The 15,225-nt window shown below is 72.2% G+C and carries 17 protein-coding genes; 3 read left to right on the top strand and 14 right to left on the bottom strand.

Annotated features, from left to right (window positions below):
- Positions 1-39: 39 nt before the first annotated feature.
- Together ACL02T_RS23060 and ACL02T_RS23055 are read left to right on the top strand one after the other, a co-directional pair.
- Positions 40-417: a DUF2267 domain-containing protein gene (locus ACL02T_RS23060; RefSeq protein WP_412832832.1), complete on the top strand. Its 378-nt coding sequence runs from the start codon at positions 40-42 to the stop codon at positions 415-417.
- Positions 418-484: 67 nt separating this feature from the next.
- Entirely contained in the window at positions 485-1,195 is a 711-nt protein-coding gene (locus ACL02T_RS23055) for a DUF2267 domain-containing protein (RefSeq protein WP_412832831.1), read from the top strand.
- An 84-nt stretch (positions 1,196-1,279) separates the two neighbouring features.
- Here ACL02T_RS23055 and ACL02T_RS23050 read toward each other — a convergent pair whose 3' ends face one another.
- From ACL02T_RS23050 to ACL02T_RS22995, 12 genes are all read right to left on the bottom strand, one after another.
- Positions 1,280-2,998: an FAD-dependent oxidoreductase gene (locus ACL02T_RS23050; RefSeq protein WP_412832830.1), complete on the bottom strand. Its 1,719-nt coding sequence runs from the start codon at positions 2,996-2,998 to the stop codon at positions 1,280-1,282.
- On the bottom strand, positions 2,995-3,267 hold the full coding sequence (locus ACL02T_RS23045; protein WP_412832829.1) for a UBP-type zinc finger domain-containing protein: 273 nt from the start codon (positions 3,265-3,267) through the stop codon (positions 2,995-2,997). Before ACL02T_RS23045 ends, ACL02T_RS23050 begins: the two co-directional genes overlap by 4 nt.
- Entirely contained in the window at positions 3,264-3,728 is a 465-nt protein-coding gene (gene trxA / locus ACL02T_RS23040; protein WP_412832828.1) for a thioredoxin, read from the bottom strand. The genes ACL02T_RS23045 and trxA overlap by 4 nt, the downstream gene beginning before the upstream one ends.
- A complete protein-coding gene (gene clpB, locus ACL02T_RS23035; protein ID WP_412832827.1) occupies positions 3,725-6,349 on the bottom strand; it encodes an ATP-dependent chaperone ClpB in 2,625 nt (874 codons plus the stop codon). The genes trxA and clpB overlap by 4 nt, the downstream gene beginning before the upstream one ends.
- Positions 6,340-6,732 carry a chaperone modulator CbpM gene (locus tag ACL02T_RS23030; protein WP_412832826.1) on the bottom strand — a complete coding sequence of 131 codons (393 nt, stop codon included), beginning with the start codon at positions 6,730-6,732 and terminating at the stop codon, positions 6,340-6,342. Before ACL02T_RS23030 ends, clpB begins: the two co-directional genes overlap by 10 nt.
- Positions 6,729-7,715, bottom strand: coding sequence for a DnaJ C-terminal domain-containing protein (locus ACL02T_RS23025; protein ID WP_412832825.1), 987 nt, complete (start codon positions 7,713-7,715; stop codon positions 6,729-6,731). Before ACL02T_RS23025 ends, ACL02T_RS23030 begins: the two co-directional genes overlap by 4 nt.
- Before the next feature lie 3 nt (positions 7,716-7,718).
- Positions 7,719-8,312: a nucleotide exchange factor GrpE gene (locus tag ACL02T_RS23020; RefSeq protein ID WP_412832824.1), complete on the bottom strand. Its 594-nt coding sequence runs from the start codon at positions 8,310-8,312 to the stop codon at positions 7,719-7,721.
- 10 nt (positions 8,313-8,322) lie between these two features.
- Positions 8,323-10,206, bottom strand: a complete 1,884-nt coding sequence (gene dnaK / locus ACL02T_RS23015) for a molecular chaperone DnaK (RefSeq protein WP_412832823.1) — start codon at positions 10,204-10,206, stop codon at positions 8,323-8,325.
- A 2-nt stretch (positions 10,207-10,208) separates the two neighbouring features.
- Entirely contained in the window at positions 10,209-10,739 is a 531-nt protein-coding gene (locus tag ACL02T_RS23010) for a general stress protein (RefSeq protein WP_412832822.1), read from the bottom strand.
- Positions 10,740-10,954: 215 nt separating this feature from the next.
- Positions 10,955-11,953 (bottom strand): cytochrome d ubiquinol oxidase subunit II, encoded by a 999-nt coding sequence (locus ACL02T_RS23005; RefSeq protein ID WP_412832821.1) that lies wholly within the window; start codon positions 11,951-11,953, stop codon positions 10,955-10,957.
- Entirely contained in the window at positions 11,950-12,120 is a 171-nt protein-coding gene (locus ACL02T_RS23000; protein ID WP_412832820.1) for a hypothetical protein, read from the bottom strand. Before ACL02T_RS23000 ends, ACL02T_RS23005 begins: the two co-directional genes overlap by 4 nt.
- Before the next feature lie 28 nt (positions 12,121-12,148).
- On the bottom strand, positions 12,149-13,342 hold the full coding sequence (locus ACL02T_RS22995; protein ID WP_412832819.1) for a cytochrome ubiquinol oxidase subunit I: 1,194 nt from the start codon (positions 13,340-13,342) through the stop codon (positions 12,149-12,151).
- 432 nt (positions 13,343-13,774) lie between these two features.
- Here ACL02T_RS22995 and ACL02T_RS22990 point away from each other — a divergent pair, with 432 nt between their 5' ends.
- Positions 13,775-14,065, top strand: coding sequence for a DUF2795 domain-containing protein (locus tag ACL02T_RS22990; protein WP_412832818.1), 291 nt, complete (start codon positions 13,775-13,777; stop codon positions 14,063-14,065).
- A gap of 71 nt (positions 14,066-14,136) precedes the next feature.
- Here ACL02T_RS22990 and ACL02T_RS22985 read toward each other — a convergent pair whose 3' ends face one another.
- Both ACL02T_RS22985 and ACL02T_RS22980 read right to left on the bottom strand, forming a co-directional pair.
- Positions 14,137-14,376 (bottom strand): hypothetical protein, encoded by a 240-nt coding sequence (locus tag ACL02T_RS22985; protein WP_412832817.1) that lies wholly within the window; start codon positions 14,374-14,376, stop codon positions 14,137-14,139.
- Positions 14,377-14,490: 114 nt separating this feature from the next.
- A complete protein-coding gene (locus tag ACL02T_RS22980; RefSeq protein ID WP_412832816.1) occupies positions 14,491-15,078 on the bottom strand; it encodes a DUF1345 domain-containing protein in 588 nt (195 codons plus the stop codon).
- Positions 15,079-15,225: the final 147 nt, after the last annotated feature.

The raw sequence follows: 15,225 nt of genomic DNA, 5'->3' as shown, positions 1-15,225 counted from the left end.
CTGAGCCGCGGTCGCACGACGGAGCCTCCGGGAGCAGACATGGACTACGCGACGTTCACGCGGACCACGGCCGAGCGGGCCGGGCTGCCCGAGGAGACAGCGGAGCGCATCGAGCACGCCACGCTTCGCACGCTCGCCGACCGCATCGCGGGGGGTGAGGCCCAGGACCTCGCCGCGCAGCTCCCGGGCGGGCTCCAGGACGACCTGCGTGCCCCGCGCGAAGAGGCGGAGGCGTTCGGCGTGGACGAGTTCGTGCGCCGGGTCGCGGAACGAGGGGACGTCGGGCCCGACGAGGCGCGGAGCGGGGCCGCCGCCGTCCTGACCACGGTGCGGGAGGCGGTCACGCCCGGCGAGTTCGACGACGTCCTGTCCCAGCTGCCCCAGGAGTACCGGGAGCTGGTCGGACCGATGGCCTGAGTTCGCCGGCGCCCGAGCTTCGGCCGGGACCCGAGGAGCAGGGCCGCACCAGATCGGGAGGAGCCCGGTGATCCAGTACGCGACGTTCGTCCAGACCGTGGGAGAGCAGGCCGGCGCGGCCGACACCGAGGAGGCCCGGCGCGCGGCGGAGGCGGTCATCACCGCCGTGGCCGCGTCGCTGGAGGAGTCCGACCGCGACCGGTTGGCCGCGGTCCTGCCCGGCTCCCTGCAGGGCGCCGCTGAGATCCGGGGGCCGGCCCTGCACAGCGGCGCCGCCCTGATCTCCGCGGTGGGCACCCGATCCGGATGTCCGGCCGAACGGGCCCGCTTCTACACCCAGGCGGTCCTGTCCACGCTGGCCGACTCCGAACCGGAACTGGCCGGCGACCTCGCCCGGCGACTGCCGAACGGTGCGGAGCTGTTCTCACCCATCGACGAAGGGGTTCCGCCGCGCGGTTCCGGGGTGCCGACCAGGCTGACCCCGCGACTGCTCGAGCGGGACGAGATCGACCGCGCGCTCGCTGCCCTGGAGGGCTGGGAGGGCGACGAACACCGGCTGCGACGCACCGTCGTGCTCCCGCCGGAGCGCCACCGGCCGCTGCGCGAGGCCGTCGCCCGCGCCGAGCGCGAGATGACCCACCACGCGCGCGCCGAGCAGTTGCAGGACGCGGTCACCTTCGAGGTCTGGACGCATTCGCTCGACCGCGTGACCGACATGGACGTCGAGCTCGCCCGGCGGATCGACGCGGCGATCGCCGCGCTCGGGTCCTCCGGCTGACCCACCCCGGCTGACCCACCCCGGCCCGTCTCCGGGCCGTCCCGCCGGTCGATCACCGCGAACCGTGCTCCTCGCGCTCGTCGGTCAGCGGGTCGTGGCCAGGTGCTCGTGCACCATGCGGACCGCCATCGCCCCCTCCCCGGTCGCCGAGGCGACCCGCTTCACGGAGCCGCTGCGCACGTCGCCGGCTGCGAAGACGCCGGGCAGGCTGGTCTCGAGCAACAGCGGGTCGGGCCCGCCGGACTTCCCCCTCTGCGCCGACCGGCGCGCGTCCGGCCCGGTCAGCACGTAGCCACCGGAGTCCAGGGCGACCGAGTCCGGCAACCACGACGTGCTCGGCTCACCCCCGATGAACACCATGAGGTCCCGGGCGAGCAGGCGCTGCCGCTCACCGGTCACCGTGTCCGTCACGACGACGGCCTCGAGGCGGCCACCCTCGCCCTCCAGGTCCTCCACCGTGGTGTGCAGATGCACCTCGATGCGCGGGTCCTGGGTGATCCGGTCGGCGAGGTAGCGCGACATATTCTCGTCGAGTCCGTGCTCCCTGACCACCAGGTGGACCTCGGCGGCGTGGCCGGCGAGGAAGACCGCGGCCTGGCCGCCCGAGTTGCCCCCACCCACGACCACCACCGGGTCTCCGACGCACTGCTGGGCCTCGAGGGGCGTGGCCGCGTAGTACACGCAGGTGTCCTCGAACTGCTCCAGTCCGGGGACCGGGAGCCGGCGGACACGCACGCCGGACGCGACGATCACCGTGCGGGTGGCCAGCTCACCGCCGTCGGCGAACCGCAGCACGTGGTTCCCGTCGCGCTCCTCCAACCCCACCACCTCCGACGGGACGGACCGCAGCGCCCCGAACTTCTCCGCCTGCAACACGGCGCGCTCGGCCAGCTCGCCCCCGGGGATCCCGGAGGGGAAACCGAGGTAGTTCTCGATGCACGACGTCCGCGCCGCCTGCCCGCCCGGCGCGACGCCGTCGAGCAGCGCGGTGTCCAGGCCCTCCGAGGCGCCGTACACAGCCGCCGCGAGCCCGGCAGGGCCGGCCCCCACGACCACGAGATCGCAGATCTTCCGGCCGTCACCGAGGTCGCGCAGCCCGAACGCCGCTGCGAGTTCCGCGGTCGAGGGGTTGTGCAGCAGCCGGTCCCGGTACAGCACGATCGGCGTGTCGCCGGGACCGAGCCCGAGGGAGCGGAGCAGCTGCTCGGCCGTCGGGTCGGTCTCCAGGTCCAGGAACCGGTGCGGCAGCCGGTTGCGGGCGGCGAACTCGCGCAGCTGCCTGGTGGTGGCCGAGTACCTGGAGCCGATGATCCGGAACCCGACGCCCTCGCCCAGCGCCAGCCATCGTCGGACGAGGTAGGCCCGCAGCACGAGATCGCCGAAGCCGTGGTCCCGCGCCGCGAGGGCACGCAGCCGGTCGACCGGAACCGCCAGGACCTCCCCCGGGTCGACGACGACCTCGCTCAGGAAGGCCGGCTGCCGCGTGAGGACACCGAGCTCGCCGAGGAAGCGGCCGGGCCCGTGCAACCGCGCCACCCGCTGGTCGGGCGTGCCGAGCGCTTCGACGACGGCGACCCGGCCGGAGAGCACCACGGAGAAGGTGTCCTCCGCCTCGCCCTCGGCGACGAGCACGTCCCCGCGCGTCGTGGGCCGACGCTCCCCCCACGCCTCCAGCTCCCGGAGGCGCGTCTCCTCGAGGCGGGGAAAGGCCCCGGACACGTCCGGCGTCTCCCCGGGCGGCACGTCGGCCAGCAGCTGCTCGACACCGTGGCTCTTCTGGTCGGCCGGCTCCCGGGCGGTCACACCGGTGCCTCGTCGACGAAGCACCACCGCCAGTCCTCGCCCGGCTCGAACGACCGGATGATCGGATGGCCGACGAGCCCGGCGTGCCGGCGGGCGTGCCTGCCCGGGGACTGGTCGCAGCAGCCGACGTGCCCGCAGGTCAGGCACAGCCGCAGATGGACCCAGGGGGACCCGATCCGCAGGCACTCCTGGCATCCCTCGGGCGTGCGCGGCTTGACGTCGTCACGGACGAAGGCCAGGTGCGGGTCGAGCCCTGCCGGAGCGGTCATCGGTCCTCGGTTCCCTTCGACTGCAGTGCCTGGTCCAGCCAGCTTCGCAACGCCGGCTCCGGAGCGGCTCCGGGCTGCCGGGCGAGTACCTCGCCGTCCCGCAGGACCATCAGCGTGGGGACGGCTTGCACCTGGAACCGCTGGGAGAGGCGGGGCGCCCGATCGACGTCGACCTTGACCAGCTTGAGCTCACCGGCTCGCTCGGTGGCCAGCCGTTCGAGGGCGGGACTCACCATCCGGCACGGGCCGCACCAGGTCGCCCACAGATCCACGAGCACCGGGACCGGAGCCCGCTCCGCGACCTCGGCGAAGTCGTCGTCGCCCGAGTCTGCGATCCAGGGCAGGCGCTCGTGGCAGTTGCCGCACTTCGGCACCGAGCCCGCGGACACCGGCACCCGGTTCCGCTTCCCGCAGTGCGGGCAGACGATGATGCTCGTCCGCGCCGTCGCCGGCGCGTTCACGCCTGGGCTCCGATGGGCTCGTGGGAGACGACGAGCTGGTCGCCGCCCACGTCGACCCGCACGGTGGACCCCTCGAGTGCCCCGTCGCGCAGCAGCGCGCGGGCGACCTGGGTCTCGACCTCCCGCGCGATGAACCGGCGCAGCGGACGGGCCCCGTACACCGGGTCGTAGCCCTCCTGCGCGATGAAGCGACGGGCGCCGTCGCCGATCTCCACAGTGATGTTGCGCTCGGCGAGCCGCACGCGCAGGTCGGACAGCATGAGCTCGACGATGTTCTCGATCTCGCCCTGGCTCAGCGGCGTGAACAGCACGGTGTCGTCCACCCGGTTGAGGAACTCGGGCCGGAAATGAGCCCGCAGCTCGGCCAGCACGAGATCACGTGCCTCCGGCGTGAGCCGGCCGTCGTCGGTGACCCCGTCGAGCAGGTACTGCGACCCGATGTTCGACGTCATGATGATGACGGTGTTGCGGAAGTCGACGGTGCGCCCCTGCGCGTCGGTGAGCCGGCCGTCGTCGAGGACCTGCAGCAGTGTGTTGAAGACGTCCGGGTGCGCCTTCTCGATCTCGTCGAAGAGGACGACGGCGTACGGACGGCGGCGGACCGCCTCGGTGAGCTGGCCGCCCTCCTCGTAGCCGACGTAGCCGGGCGGGGCGCCGACCAGCCGCGACACGGTGTGCCGCTCCTGGTACTCGCTCATGTCGATCCGGACGATGTTGTCCTCGGAGTCGAACAGCGCCTCGGCCAGCGCCTTGGCCAGCTCCGTCTTCCCGACGCCGGTCGGGCCGAGGAAGATGAACGAGCCGGTCGGCCGACGCGGGTCCTTCACCCCGGACCGGGCCCGGATGATCGCGTCCGCGACCGCCTGGACCGCCTCGTCCTGGCCCACCACCCGCCGGTGCAGCACCTCGTCGAGGCGCAGCAGCTTCTCCCGCTCGCCCTCGGTCAGCCGCGCGACCGGGATTCCGGTCCACACCGAGACGATCTCGGCGATCTCCTCCGCCGTGACCACCTCGCGCAGCAGCCGGTGCTCGCCCTGCTTCTCGGCGAGCCGACGCTCTTCGGCCTCGAGCTTGCGCTCGAGGTCGGCCTGCCTCGTGAAGCGCAGCTCCGCGGCCCGGTTGAGGTCGTAGGCGCGCTCGGCCTCCTGGATGTCATGGCGGACCTGTTCCAGCTCCGCCCGTAGCTCCTGGACCCGCTTGATCGCCTGCCGTTCGGCGTTCCACTGCGCGCGCATGGCGTCGGCCTCGCCGCGCAGGTCGGCCAGCTCACGGCGGAGCAGGTCGAGCCGCGCACGGGATGCGGCGTCCTCCTCCTGGGCGAGCGCCGCCTCCTCGATCTCCAGCCGCATCACCTTGCGGGTGATCTCGTCGAGCTCGGCGGGCATGGAGTCGATCTCGGTGCGCAGCCGGGCGCACGCCTCGTCGACCAGGTCGATGGCCTTGTCGGGCAGGAACCGGTCGGTGAGGTAGCGGTGGCTCAGCGTCGCCGCCGCGATCAACGAGCCGTCGAGGATCCGGACGCCGTGGAACACCTCGAACCGCTCGCGCAACCCGCGCAGGATGGACACCGAGTCCTCGACGGTGGGCTCGTCGACGAAGACCGGCTGGAACCGGCGCTCGAGCGCGGCGTCCTTCTCGACGTGCTTGCGGTACTCGGTCAGTGTGGTCGCACCGATCATGTGCAGCTCACCGCGGGCGAGCATCGGCTTGAGCATGTTGCCGGCATCCATCGATCCTTCGGATGCCCCTGCGCCGACGACGTTGTGCAGTTCGTCGACGAACAGCAGGATCCGGCCCTCCGCCGCCTTGACCTCCGACAGCACCGCCTGCAGCCGTTCCTCGAACTCGCCGCGGTACTTCGCCCCGGCCACGAGCAGCCCCATGTCCAGGGCGAAGATGGTGCGTTCGCGCAGGCCTTCGGGGACGTCCCCGTCGACGATGCGCTGGGCCAGGCCCTCGACGATGGCGGTCTTGCCGACTCCGGGCTCGCCGAGCAGCACGGGGTTGTTCTTCGACTTCCGGGACAGGATCTGGACGACCCGGCGGATCTCGGCGTCGCGGCCGATCACCGGATCCAGCCGACCGGAGCGGGCCGACTCCACCAGGTCCGTCCCGTACTTCGTCAGGGCCTCGTACGACCCTTCCGGAGTGGCGGAGGTGACGCGCTGGTTGCCACGTACCCGTGTCAGCTCGGCGAGGAACGCCTCGCGGGTGACGGCGTGGCGGGCGAGGACCCGGCCCGCACCGCCGGCGGACCCTTCCTCCGCCAGCGCCACGAGCAGGTGTTCGACCGACACGTACTCGTCCTTCATCCGCCGTGCCTCGCGGTCGGCGACGTCGAGCACCTTCGCCAGCCGCTGGGTGACCGCGACCTGGCCCGGTTGGGCCCCCGGCCGGGTCGTGCGAGGCTTGCGCGCGAGCTCTTCCTCCAGATCGGAGCGCAGCGCCCGGAGATCGACGCCCATCTCCCCGAGCAGGCGGGGCACCAACCCCTCCGGCTGGTCGAGGAGTGCGGCCAGCAGGTGCTCGCCGTCGACCTCGGTGTGGCCCGCGCGGGTGGCCAGGTCCTGCGCCTCGGACAGTGCCTGCTGGGACTTCTGGGTCAGGCGGTTCAGGTCCATCGCTGACTCCGCTCCGGTCGGGTGGCGGTCGGTCGGTGGGCGGTGGTGCGTCGTCGCACCGGTTCGGTGCGCCCGCGAACGCGCAGGGCGGTCTCGAGGTCTCTGATCCGGTCGAGGAGGTCGCACACGAGTCCGAGGGCGGCGTAGTTGAGCGGCAGGGAGGCGTGCAGGCGCTGCAGCCGCGCCACGGCCGGTACCTGCGTCGGGCTGAACCAGAGCGTTCCGTCGACGTGACGCGCGGCCGGGATCAGCCCCAGCGCCCAGAAGCGCCGCACCAGCTCGGGGTGCAGGCCACAGCGCCGGGCGAACTCCTCGTCGTCGAGCAGGGCGGATCTCGGGCTCCGGACCAGCGGGTAATCGGACGGACGACTCTGCTGGTTCATCGGCGTCCCCTCGCGTCGTCGGTCGTGGCGCGGCGCGGATCGAACGTCGACGACGTGGCGAGTTCGGAGTACAGCTCGCGTTCGCGTTCGCTGAGCCGTGCCGGCACCATGATCTTGATCTCGGCGAACAGGTCGCCCGGGTGCCCGGCCGGGTCCGGCATGCCTTGCCCACGCAGCCGGAGGCGTCGTCCCGACGAGGAGCCGGAAGGCACGGTCACCTTGGTCTCGCCCCCGGGCGCGGCGACCGGGACGGTCGCGCCGAGGGCCGCTTCCCACGGGGCGAGCTTCAGGTCGACGTGGATGTTCCGGCCCTGCACGCGGAAGAGCGGGTGCGGCAACAGCCGCACCACCAGGTAAAGATCTCCGGCCGCGCCGTCGCCGAGCCCCCGCCCTCCCTCGCCGGCCAGCCTGATCCGCCGGCCGTCGGTGACGCCGGGTGGGATGGTGACCGTGTAGCTGCGCGGGCCCTCCGGGCCGTTGAGCGTGATCTCCTTCCGCCCGCCGTGATAGGCCTCCTCCACGGTGAGGGGAAGCTCGGCCTCCTGATCCGCTCCCGCAGCGCGGGCCGCACGCGGGCCGCGGCCACGGCCGCCGAACATGCCTCCCAGGAGGTCCTCGATGTCGATGCCGTCGAAGCCCCCGCCACCGAACCCCCCGCCGACGTCGGCGCCCTCCGCGGTCCAGGTCGCCCGGCGACCACGACCGGCCCGGCCACCGAATCCGCCCGCCCCGGCACCGACGCGCTCCTCCCAGTCCTCGGGAACCCGCCGGAAGTCCTCCCCGAAACGGTCGTAGCGCTTGCGGAGCTCCGGGTCCGACAGCACGGAGTACGCTTCGTTGATCTCCTTGAACCGCTCCTCCGCTCCCGGATCCTTGTTCACGTCCGGATGGTTCTGTCGCGCCAACCGCCGGAACGCCTGCTGAACCTCCTCGGGGCCTGCGTCACGGGACACCCCGAGTACGTCGTAGAAGTCGCGGGGCATCGGTCAGCTCCCCTGCCGCTGAGCCACGGTGACGGCCGCTGGTCGGAGCTGGCGCCCGGGGGCCCCGTAGCCGGGCCGGACGACGGAGGCCACCGAACCGGGCGGGGTCCCGGCCCCGTCGGCGTCCACCACCCCCACCACCTCGTGCCGCGCCGGATCGAACGGCACTCCGGCCTCGTCCTCCCGTCCGTAGCCGAGTCCCGAGACGACGGCGAGGGCCTGCTCACGGAGGGTGCGGATGCCCTCGACGATCGATTCCGGGTCCGCCGCGGCGTGCTCGAGCGCGCGATCGATGGTGTCGAGCACAGGTAGGAACGCCGACGTGACGAGCTCCCGCTCGATCTCGCGCTCGCGCGCGACCTCCCGTGCGTATCGCTTGCGCAGGTTGTCCAGGTCGGCGGCGGCGCGCCGCCAGCGGTCCTCGGCGGCATCGACCGCGCGCTGCGTGGGGCCCGCCGTCGCGCCGTCCGCCGGCGTGGGCGCCGGCCCCCGCGGAGGTCCACCCTCCGGGTGCGGCCGTGCCTCGGCGACGTCCGCGTCCGCACCCGCTCCACCGTCCGGCCGGGCGGACGGCACCTTCGGTCCGGGCTCTCCCATCGCCAGAGGCTCACTTCCGGTCGAACTCGGCGTCGATGACGTCGTCGTCCGCGGCCACGCTCTCACCGGCCGTTGCATCGCCGACGTCCGCGGCATCGTCGGTCGAGGCCGCCTGGAGCCCCGCCAGCACCTGCTGCAGCTCGCCGGTCAACTCGCGGGCTCGATCGAGCGGCGCCTGGTCTGCCACCGCCTGCCGGGCCTCGGTCACCAGCATCTCGGCCCGAGCGCGCTCGTGCGACGGAGCGGAGTCGCCGAGCTCGTCGAGCCGGCGCTGCACCTGATAGGCGACCGTGTCCAGCTGGTTGCGCGCGTCGACCTCCTGCCGGAGTTGCTGGTCCGACGCCCTGTTCCGCTCGGCCTCCGTGACCATCCGCTCGACCTCGGCGGTGTCCAGGTTGGTGCTCTCGGAGATCGTGATGCCCTGCTCGGCGCCGGTGTCCTTGTCGCGGGCCGTCACGTTGAGGATTCCGTTGGCGTCGATGTCGAAGACGACCTCGATCTGCGGCTCCCCGCGCGGGGCCGGCCGGATGCCGGTGAGCTGGAACCGGCCGAGCACCCGGTTGTCCGCCGCGCGCTCGCGCTCGCCTTGCAGCACGACGACGTCGACCGCGGGCTGGTTGTCCGCGGCCGTCGAGAAGACTTCGCTGCGCCGGACCGGGATCGTGGTGTTTCGTTCGACGATCTTGGTCATCAGCCCGCCCTGGGTCTCCACCCCCAGCGACAGCGGCGTGACGTCGAGCAGGAGGACGTCAGAGACCTCGCCCTTGAGCACCCCGGCCTGAATCGCGGCGCCGACCGCCACGACCTCGTCGGGGTTGACGGTCATGTTCGGTTCCTTGCCACCGGTCAGCCGGCGCACGAGCGCCTGCACCGCCGGTATCCGGGTCGACCCGCCGACCAGGATGACCTCGTCGACGTCGTCCGCCCCGACCTTGGCGTCGGACATGGCCTGACGTACCGGCCCCATCGTCCGCTCCACGAGATCCGCCGTGAGCTGCTCGAACTTCGAGCGCATCAGCGTCATCGTCAGGTGCTTCGGCCCGTTGGCGTCCGCGGTGACGAAGGGCAGGTTGACCTGGGTCTGGCTGACCGAGCTCAACTCGACCTTCGCCTTCTCGGCGGCCTCGTACAGCCGCTGCAGCGCCTGCGGGTCCTTCCGCAGGTCGATGCCGTTCTCCTTCTGGAACTCCTCGGCCAGGTGGTCGACGATCCGTCGGTCGAAGTCGTCACCTCCGAGGTGGGTGTCACCGGCGGTGGCACGCACCTCGACGACGCCGTCGCCGACGTCGAGGACGCTGACGTCGAACGTCCCGCCGCCCAGGTCGAACACCAGCACCGTCTCGTGCTGGCCCTTGTCCATCCCGTAGGCGAGCGCCGCAGCAGTCGGCTCGTTGATGATCCGCAGGACCTCGAGACCGGCGATCTTCCCCGCGTCGCGGGTCGCGGTCCGTTGCGCGTCGTTGAAGTAGGCCGGGACGGTGATCACCGCTTCGGTGACCCGCTCGCCGAGGTGCCGTCCGGCGTCGTCGGCGAGTTTGCGCAGGATCAGCGCGGAGATCTCCTCCGGCGCATACAACTTGTCCCGCACCTTGATCCGGGCGAGCCCGTTCGCGTCGGGGACCACGTCATAGGTGACCTGACCGGCCTCGTCCTCGACCTCCTCGAACCTGCGGCCGACGAACCGCTTGACCGAGTAGATCGTTCCCTTGGCGTTGAGGATCGCCTGCCGACGGGCCAACTGGCCGACCAGACGCTCGCCGTTCTCCGTGAACGCCACCACCGACGGCGTCGTGCGAGCTCCCTCGGCGTTGGGGACGACCGAGGCCTCACCCCCCTCCCAGGTGGCGATGACCGAGTTCGTCGTCCCGAGATCGATACCCACCGCGCGCGCCATCTTCAGACCCCCTCTGTGAGCAGCCGGGCAGCCTGGTCGGCCACCTCGTCGTCGACCACCAGTTCGAATCGTTGGGGACGCATGGACGTCACCGACGCGAAGTCCCGGCGACCTCCCTGCAGCGCGTAGACGATCACCGCGATGACCGCTCCGATCACCGCCCCGATGAGCAGTCCGTAGAGGGCCAGCAGAAGCGCGCTCACCAACGGATTTGCCCAGCCGAAGAGTCCGAAGATCCAGCCGAGCAGCGCGCCCGGGACGGCTCCGCTCACCGCACCCCGCCAGGCGGCAGTGGGGTAGTCCAGCTTTCCGGTCACCTGCTCGACGGTCTGCAGGTCCTGGCCGACGATGGCGACCCGCTCGACCGGGAAGTCGAGGTCGGCGAGCCGGTCGACCGCACGCTCGGCGTCGGCGTAGCTGGTGTAGGAGGCGACGGTCCGCCGGGCCGAGCGGGCCGAGGTGTCGGGGCTACCGGGAGACCACGGGTGGGCAGCGGCACCCCCTCGCGAGCCGGTCGGGTCCTTCAGAGGCACGGGTTCCTCCTGTCGGAGAGAGTTCAACGGTGAGCCGCCGATTGCGCGGTGGCCGCATCGAAGTCCGCGGCAGTGTGCCGTCCACGCTCGTCCTTCGCCCCGCCGACGGCAATCGGTCGTTCTGCCGATGGGGCGGCGCGTCCGAGATCGGCGTCGCGCTCCGCCGCTTCCTCCTCGCCACCGAGCCGTCATCCGGTACGCCCCGGGACGTGCGGCTACGAGGACTTGCCCAGACGCCCGCGCTGCTGCAACACGAACAGCAGCCCCAGGGACGGCGCCACGAGGACCAGCGCCGCGGCGGCGACCACGGTCAGGGCGGACAGCGTGGGGATCGGGGCCGCGGCGGCAGCGATCGGCAGGTGGGTGCCCAGCAGGTAGGGGTACTGCGCGACCCCCCAGCCCAGGACGACCGTCGCCGCAGCACCCGCGGCGAGACCGTGCAGCACCCACGGGGGCAGGCGCCGCAACAACACGAGGGTGACGAGTCCGAGGGCTGCCGACAGCACGACCAGCGCCAGTCCCCGGGTGAGCAGCTCGTGGAAGAGCCGGGGCGCATCGGCGCGGAGGATGCCGATTCCGGCCAGCGCCACGGCGCCGGCCGCCCCCGCGGCGAGCCGGGCCCGGCGGGCGAACCAACCGACCAGTTCCGCGTCGCCGCGGCGGCTCGCCTCGGCGGTCAGGAAGACGCCGGCCACGAAGGCGGCTGCGAGCACGGCAAGGACACCCCCGAGCAACGAGGTCGGGTTGACCCAGCTGTGCACCGCGTCCCCGTTGCCGGCGGACGGGACCCGCCCCGATGCGATGGCCCCCGCGACCGTCCCGAGGAAGAACGGCACCAGAATCGAGGACACCGCGAACGCGGCGCCGGCGACCCGCTGCCGGTCGGTCCGAACCATCACCGAGCGGAAGGCGAAGCCGGAGCCGCGCACGACGACGCCCAACGCGGCCAGCCCGAGCGGGATGTACAGGGTCGTCGTGATCGCGGTGAACGCCTGCGGGAAGCCGGTCCAGAGCATGACCAGGCAGAAGATCAGCCACACGTGGTTGGCTTCCCACACGGGAGCCAGCGCCTCGTCCACCAGGTGGCGGGGACGCCGACCCCGCGCTGCGCCGCCCGCGGTGAGGTCCCAGAACCCGGCACCGTAGTCGGCGCCACCGAGGACGGCGTAGGCGAGAACGCCGATGAACAGGACGACGGCCGCGAACGTGCTCACGACCGGCCGCCGATCGAGGAGGCCCGATGCTCCCGGGTCGGTGAGGGGCCGTAGGGGACGTCGGCGTCGCCGTCCGGCTCGGCCTGCCCGGCCCAACGCCGTCGCAGCAGCCGTAGTGCCGTCACCGTGCCGTAGCCCACTGCGGCGTAGAGCGTCAGAGTGCCCACGAACAACGGCCCGGGTTGCCGGTGGTCGTCACCGCGTCGCGGGTGAGGAGCAGACCGACGACCGTCCAGGGTTGCCGCCCACCTCGGTGGTCACCCAGCCGGCCTCCAGTGCGATCACCGTCAGCACCCCGGCGATCGCGGTGAGCCGGAGGAACCACCGGCTGACCGGGGAGCTGCGCCGCCGCCACCACGACACGGCGAACCACAGCGACAGCGCCAGCAGGAGGAATCCGATCCCGACCATGACGTCGAAGGACAGGTGGACCATCGACACGAGGTCGTCGCGGGGCCGCACGTCCACCGGGACCGTGTCCAGCCCTCTGATCACCGTCGACGGGGAGAAACCCGCCAGGAGGGAGGCGGCCGACGGGACGGGCAGCCCGTAGCGCTGCTGCCCGTCGACCAGCACCCCTCCCAGCACCTCCGGAACGTGGTCGTCCGTACGCGGAAGGAGCTCGATCGCGGCGAACTTGGCCGGCTCCCGGTGGAACACCTCCCGGGCGGCGACGTCGCCGACGACGATCTGCAGCGGCGTCACCGCGGCGGCCACCGTGAACGGGATGGTGAGCCCCAGTCGGTGGTAGCGGTCCCGTCGCCCGCGCAGCAGGCCGACGGCGTAGACGCCGGCGACGACGAAGCCGGCGACCATGTAGCCCGCAAGCAACATGTGCAGCGCCTCGAACCAGAAGGCTCCGTTGAACAAGACCTGCAGGGGATGCACGGCGACCACCTGTTCGCTGCGCAGCACCACTCCGGCCGGCTCGTTCATCCACCCGTTCGCGGCGACCACCGAGCACGTGCCCCCGATCCCGGCCAGCGGGACCGGCACCCCGCTCCAGAAATGCGTCCACCCGCGGAGCCGGTCCCACCCGTAGATGTAGATCGCCACGAAGGTCGCCTCGAGGAAGAAGAAGAGTCCCTCCACCGCGAAGGGGATGCCGTACGCGGCGCCGAAGCGGCCCATCAGCCCGGGCCACAGCAGGCCGAGCTCGAACGAGAGCACGGTCCCCGAGACGGCGCCGACGGCGAACAGGACCGCGGCCACCTGCGACCATCGACGGGCCAGCAGGAGCGCTACGTCGTCCCCCCGCCTGATGCCCCGGTACTCCGCAATCAGCATCAGCACCGTGAACGCCATCCCGAACGGCACCAGGATGATGTGGAAGCCGAGCGTGAACGCCATCTGCTCCCGGGCCGGCAGCAGTTGCATCGGCTCGTCCACGGGAGTCACCGCCCGTAGCCCGCGAGGCTCCGGTGGCGGGTGCAGACCGCCCGTGACACCAGATGGAGCACGCGGTCACCTCCCCTCGCCGCACAGACGCGACCGCCGGCGTGGGTGGCACGGCATCACGGTGCGGAGCCGCTGAGGGATCGCCCGCGCCCGTGCCCGTCCGGCCGCCGGTGCTCCATGGTCCTCGGGCCGGGGCCCGGCGGCGACGGCAGAACTGCCCATCTTCCTCGGATCGGCCGGGCGGGCACCGACGGAACCCGGAGGGTGGGGCGGAGAGATATCGGCAGTTCTCCCGATGGATACGCGCCTCGTCCGGGGCTTCGATGGGAGCCGCAGCGGGGGCATTCGCCTCCCACGAGGAGGGCACGTGCAGTACGAGGAGTTCATGGGATCCGCTCCGGTCCGCACGGTCGGGGCGCAGTAGTGGCCGACTCGATCACCCCGGAGCAGGTGCTCGACTACCTGGCCGATGTCGACTACCCGGCGGACAAGGACGCTCTCCTGAGCGCTGCCGAGCGGTCGGGGGCGCCCGACGAGGTGCTCCGGAGCCTGCGGGCCATGCCACCGGTCGAGTACCGCAGCCGCGCGGAGGTCGTGCGCTCGGTGCGAGTGGACCCGACCCCCGGGCGCCCCTCCGGCCTGGCCGCCGAGCAGGCGCGGACGGACGCACCTCCGCGCGTCGCCGAGCACATGCGCACTCCCCGCGAGGGATAGGGGCACCGGCGCGCGACGCCGACCCGAATGACCGGATTGTCCGTCCGGAGGCCCGGGACCTCCGCAAGGTGTCAGGTGCGGGGCGCGAGTTCGTAGACCGGCCCCAGGTCGGTGGGGCTGGTGTCAGGGACCTCGTGCAGGATCTTCGGCTCGCTGTGCAGGAGCCGATGAACGGCCGTCCGGGTCGCCTCCAGGCTCAGCCCGGCCTGACGGGCGATGTCCTGCAGATGGGGCGCGCCTGCGCTGACCTCCCGCTCGGCAACGGCGCGGTACACGGCGGCATCCGCTCCTGACAGATCCTCTGCACGCATGCCATCTCCTTCTTCGGTCGGCCGCACGGCGGCGTCGATCAGCTACACGATGGTCGGGCGAACTCCCCGGTTGCAGCGCCGTCCCCCTGTGCTCTACCCACCTCCCGCGCACTCTCACAGGTTGGTCAGCAGGCTGACGGCGACGGCGATCACCACGGTTCCGAACAAGTAGGACAGGAGTGCGTGCCCCAGACCGACCTTGCGAATCTGCGTGGTCGCCAGCCGGGTCTCGGAAACGGCGAACGTCATGCCGACGGTGAACGCGACGTACGCAAAATCGCTGTACACCGGCGGCTCGTCCTGGTGGAACTCGATGCCGCCGTCGTCGCCCGCGTAGTAGAGCCGCGCGTACTTGAGGGCGAAGACCGTGTTCATCAGCGCCCAGGACAGAATCGCGTCGACGACGGCGAGGACGACGACCACAACCGCGACCGCGTCGTGCCGGCCGGCGCTGAGGACGGCCTCGAGAACCGCGACCAGGCTGGCCACGGCCGCGACGAGAACCGCCGTGTCCGTGACGTGGGACCGTCCCTCTTCCTCCGCCAGGCGCTTGGTGCCCCGCTGGCCCTGCGGCCAGCCGATGCGCCAGACCCACCCCAGTACGACCGACGCGGCGACGGCCCAGCCAACGAGGATCGCCAGCTGGACCGGGCCGAGCAGGGCCGCGGTGACCCCAGCCGCGGTGCCCGCGACGAGCGACACCCCCAGACGACGCCAGGAGATGATCCGGCGTTCCGGTTCCCCTACCACCGCACTGGCGGCCCTCTCCGCGCAAGCACCGTGGCCACCCGGGCCGCCCCCACCCGGCGCCCCCGGCTCAGGAGGACGCGACACGCTCGTCCATCCACG

It is taken from the genome of Pseudonocardia oceanicola (assembly GCF_047200735.1).
Lineage (GTDB): Bacteria > Actinomycetota > Actinomycetes > Mycobacteriales > Pseudonocardiaceae > Pseudonocardia.
This window is presented reverse-complemented; position numbering and strand designations above follow the sequence as displayed.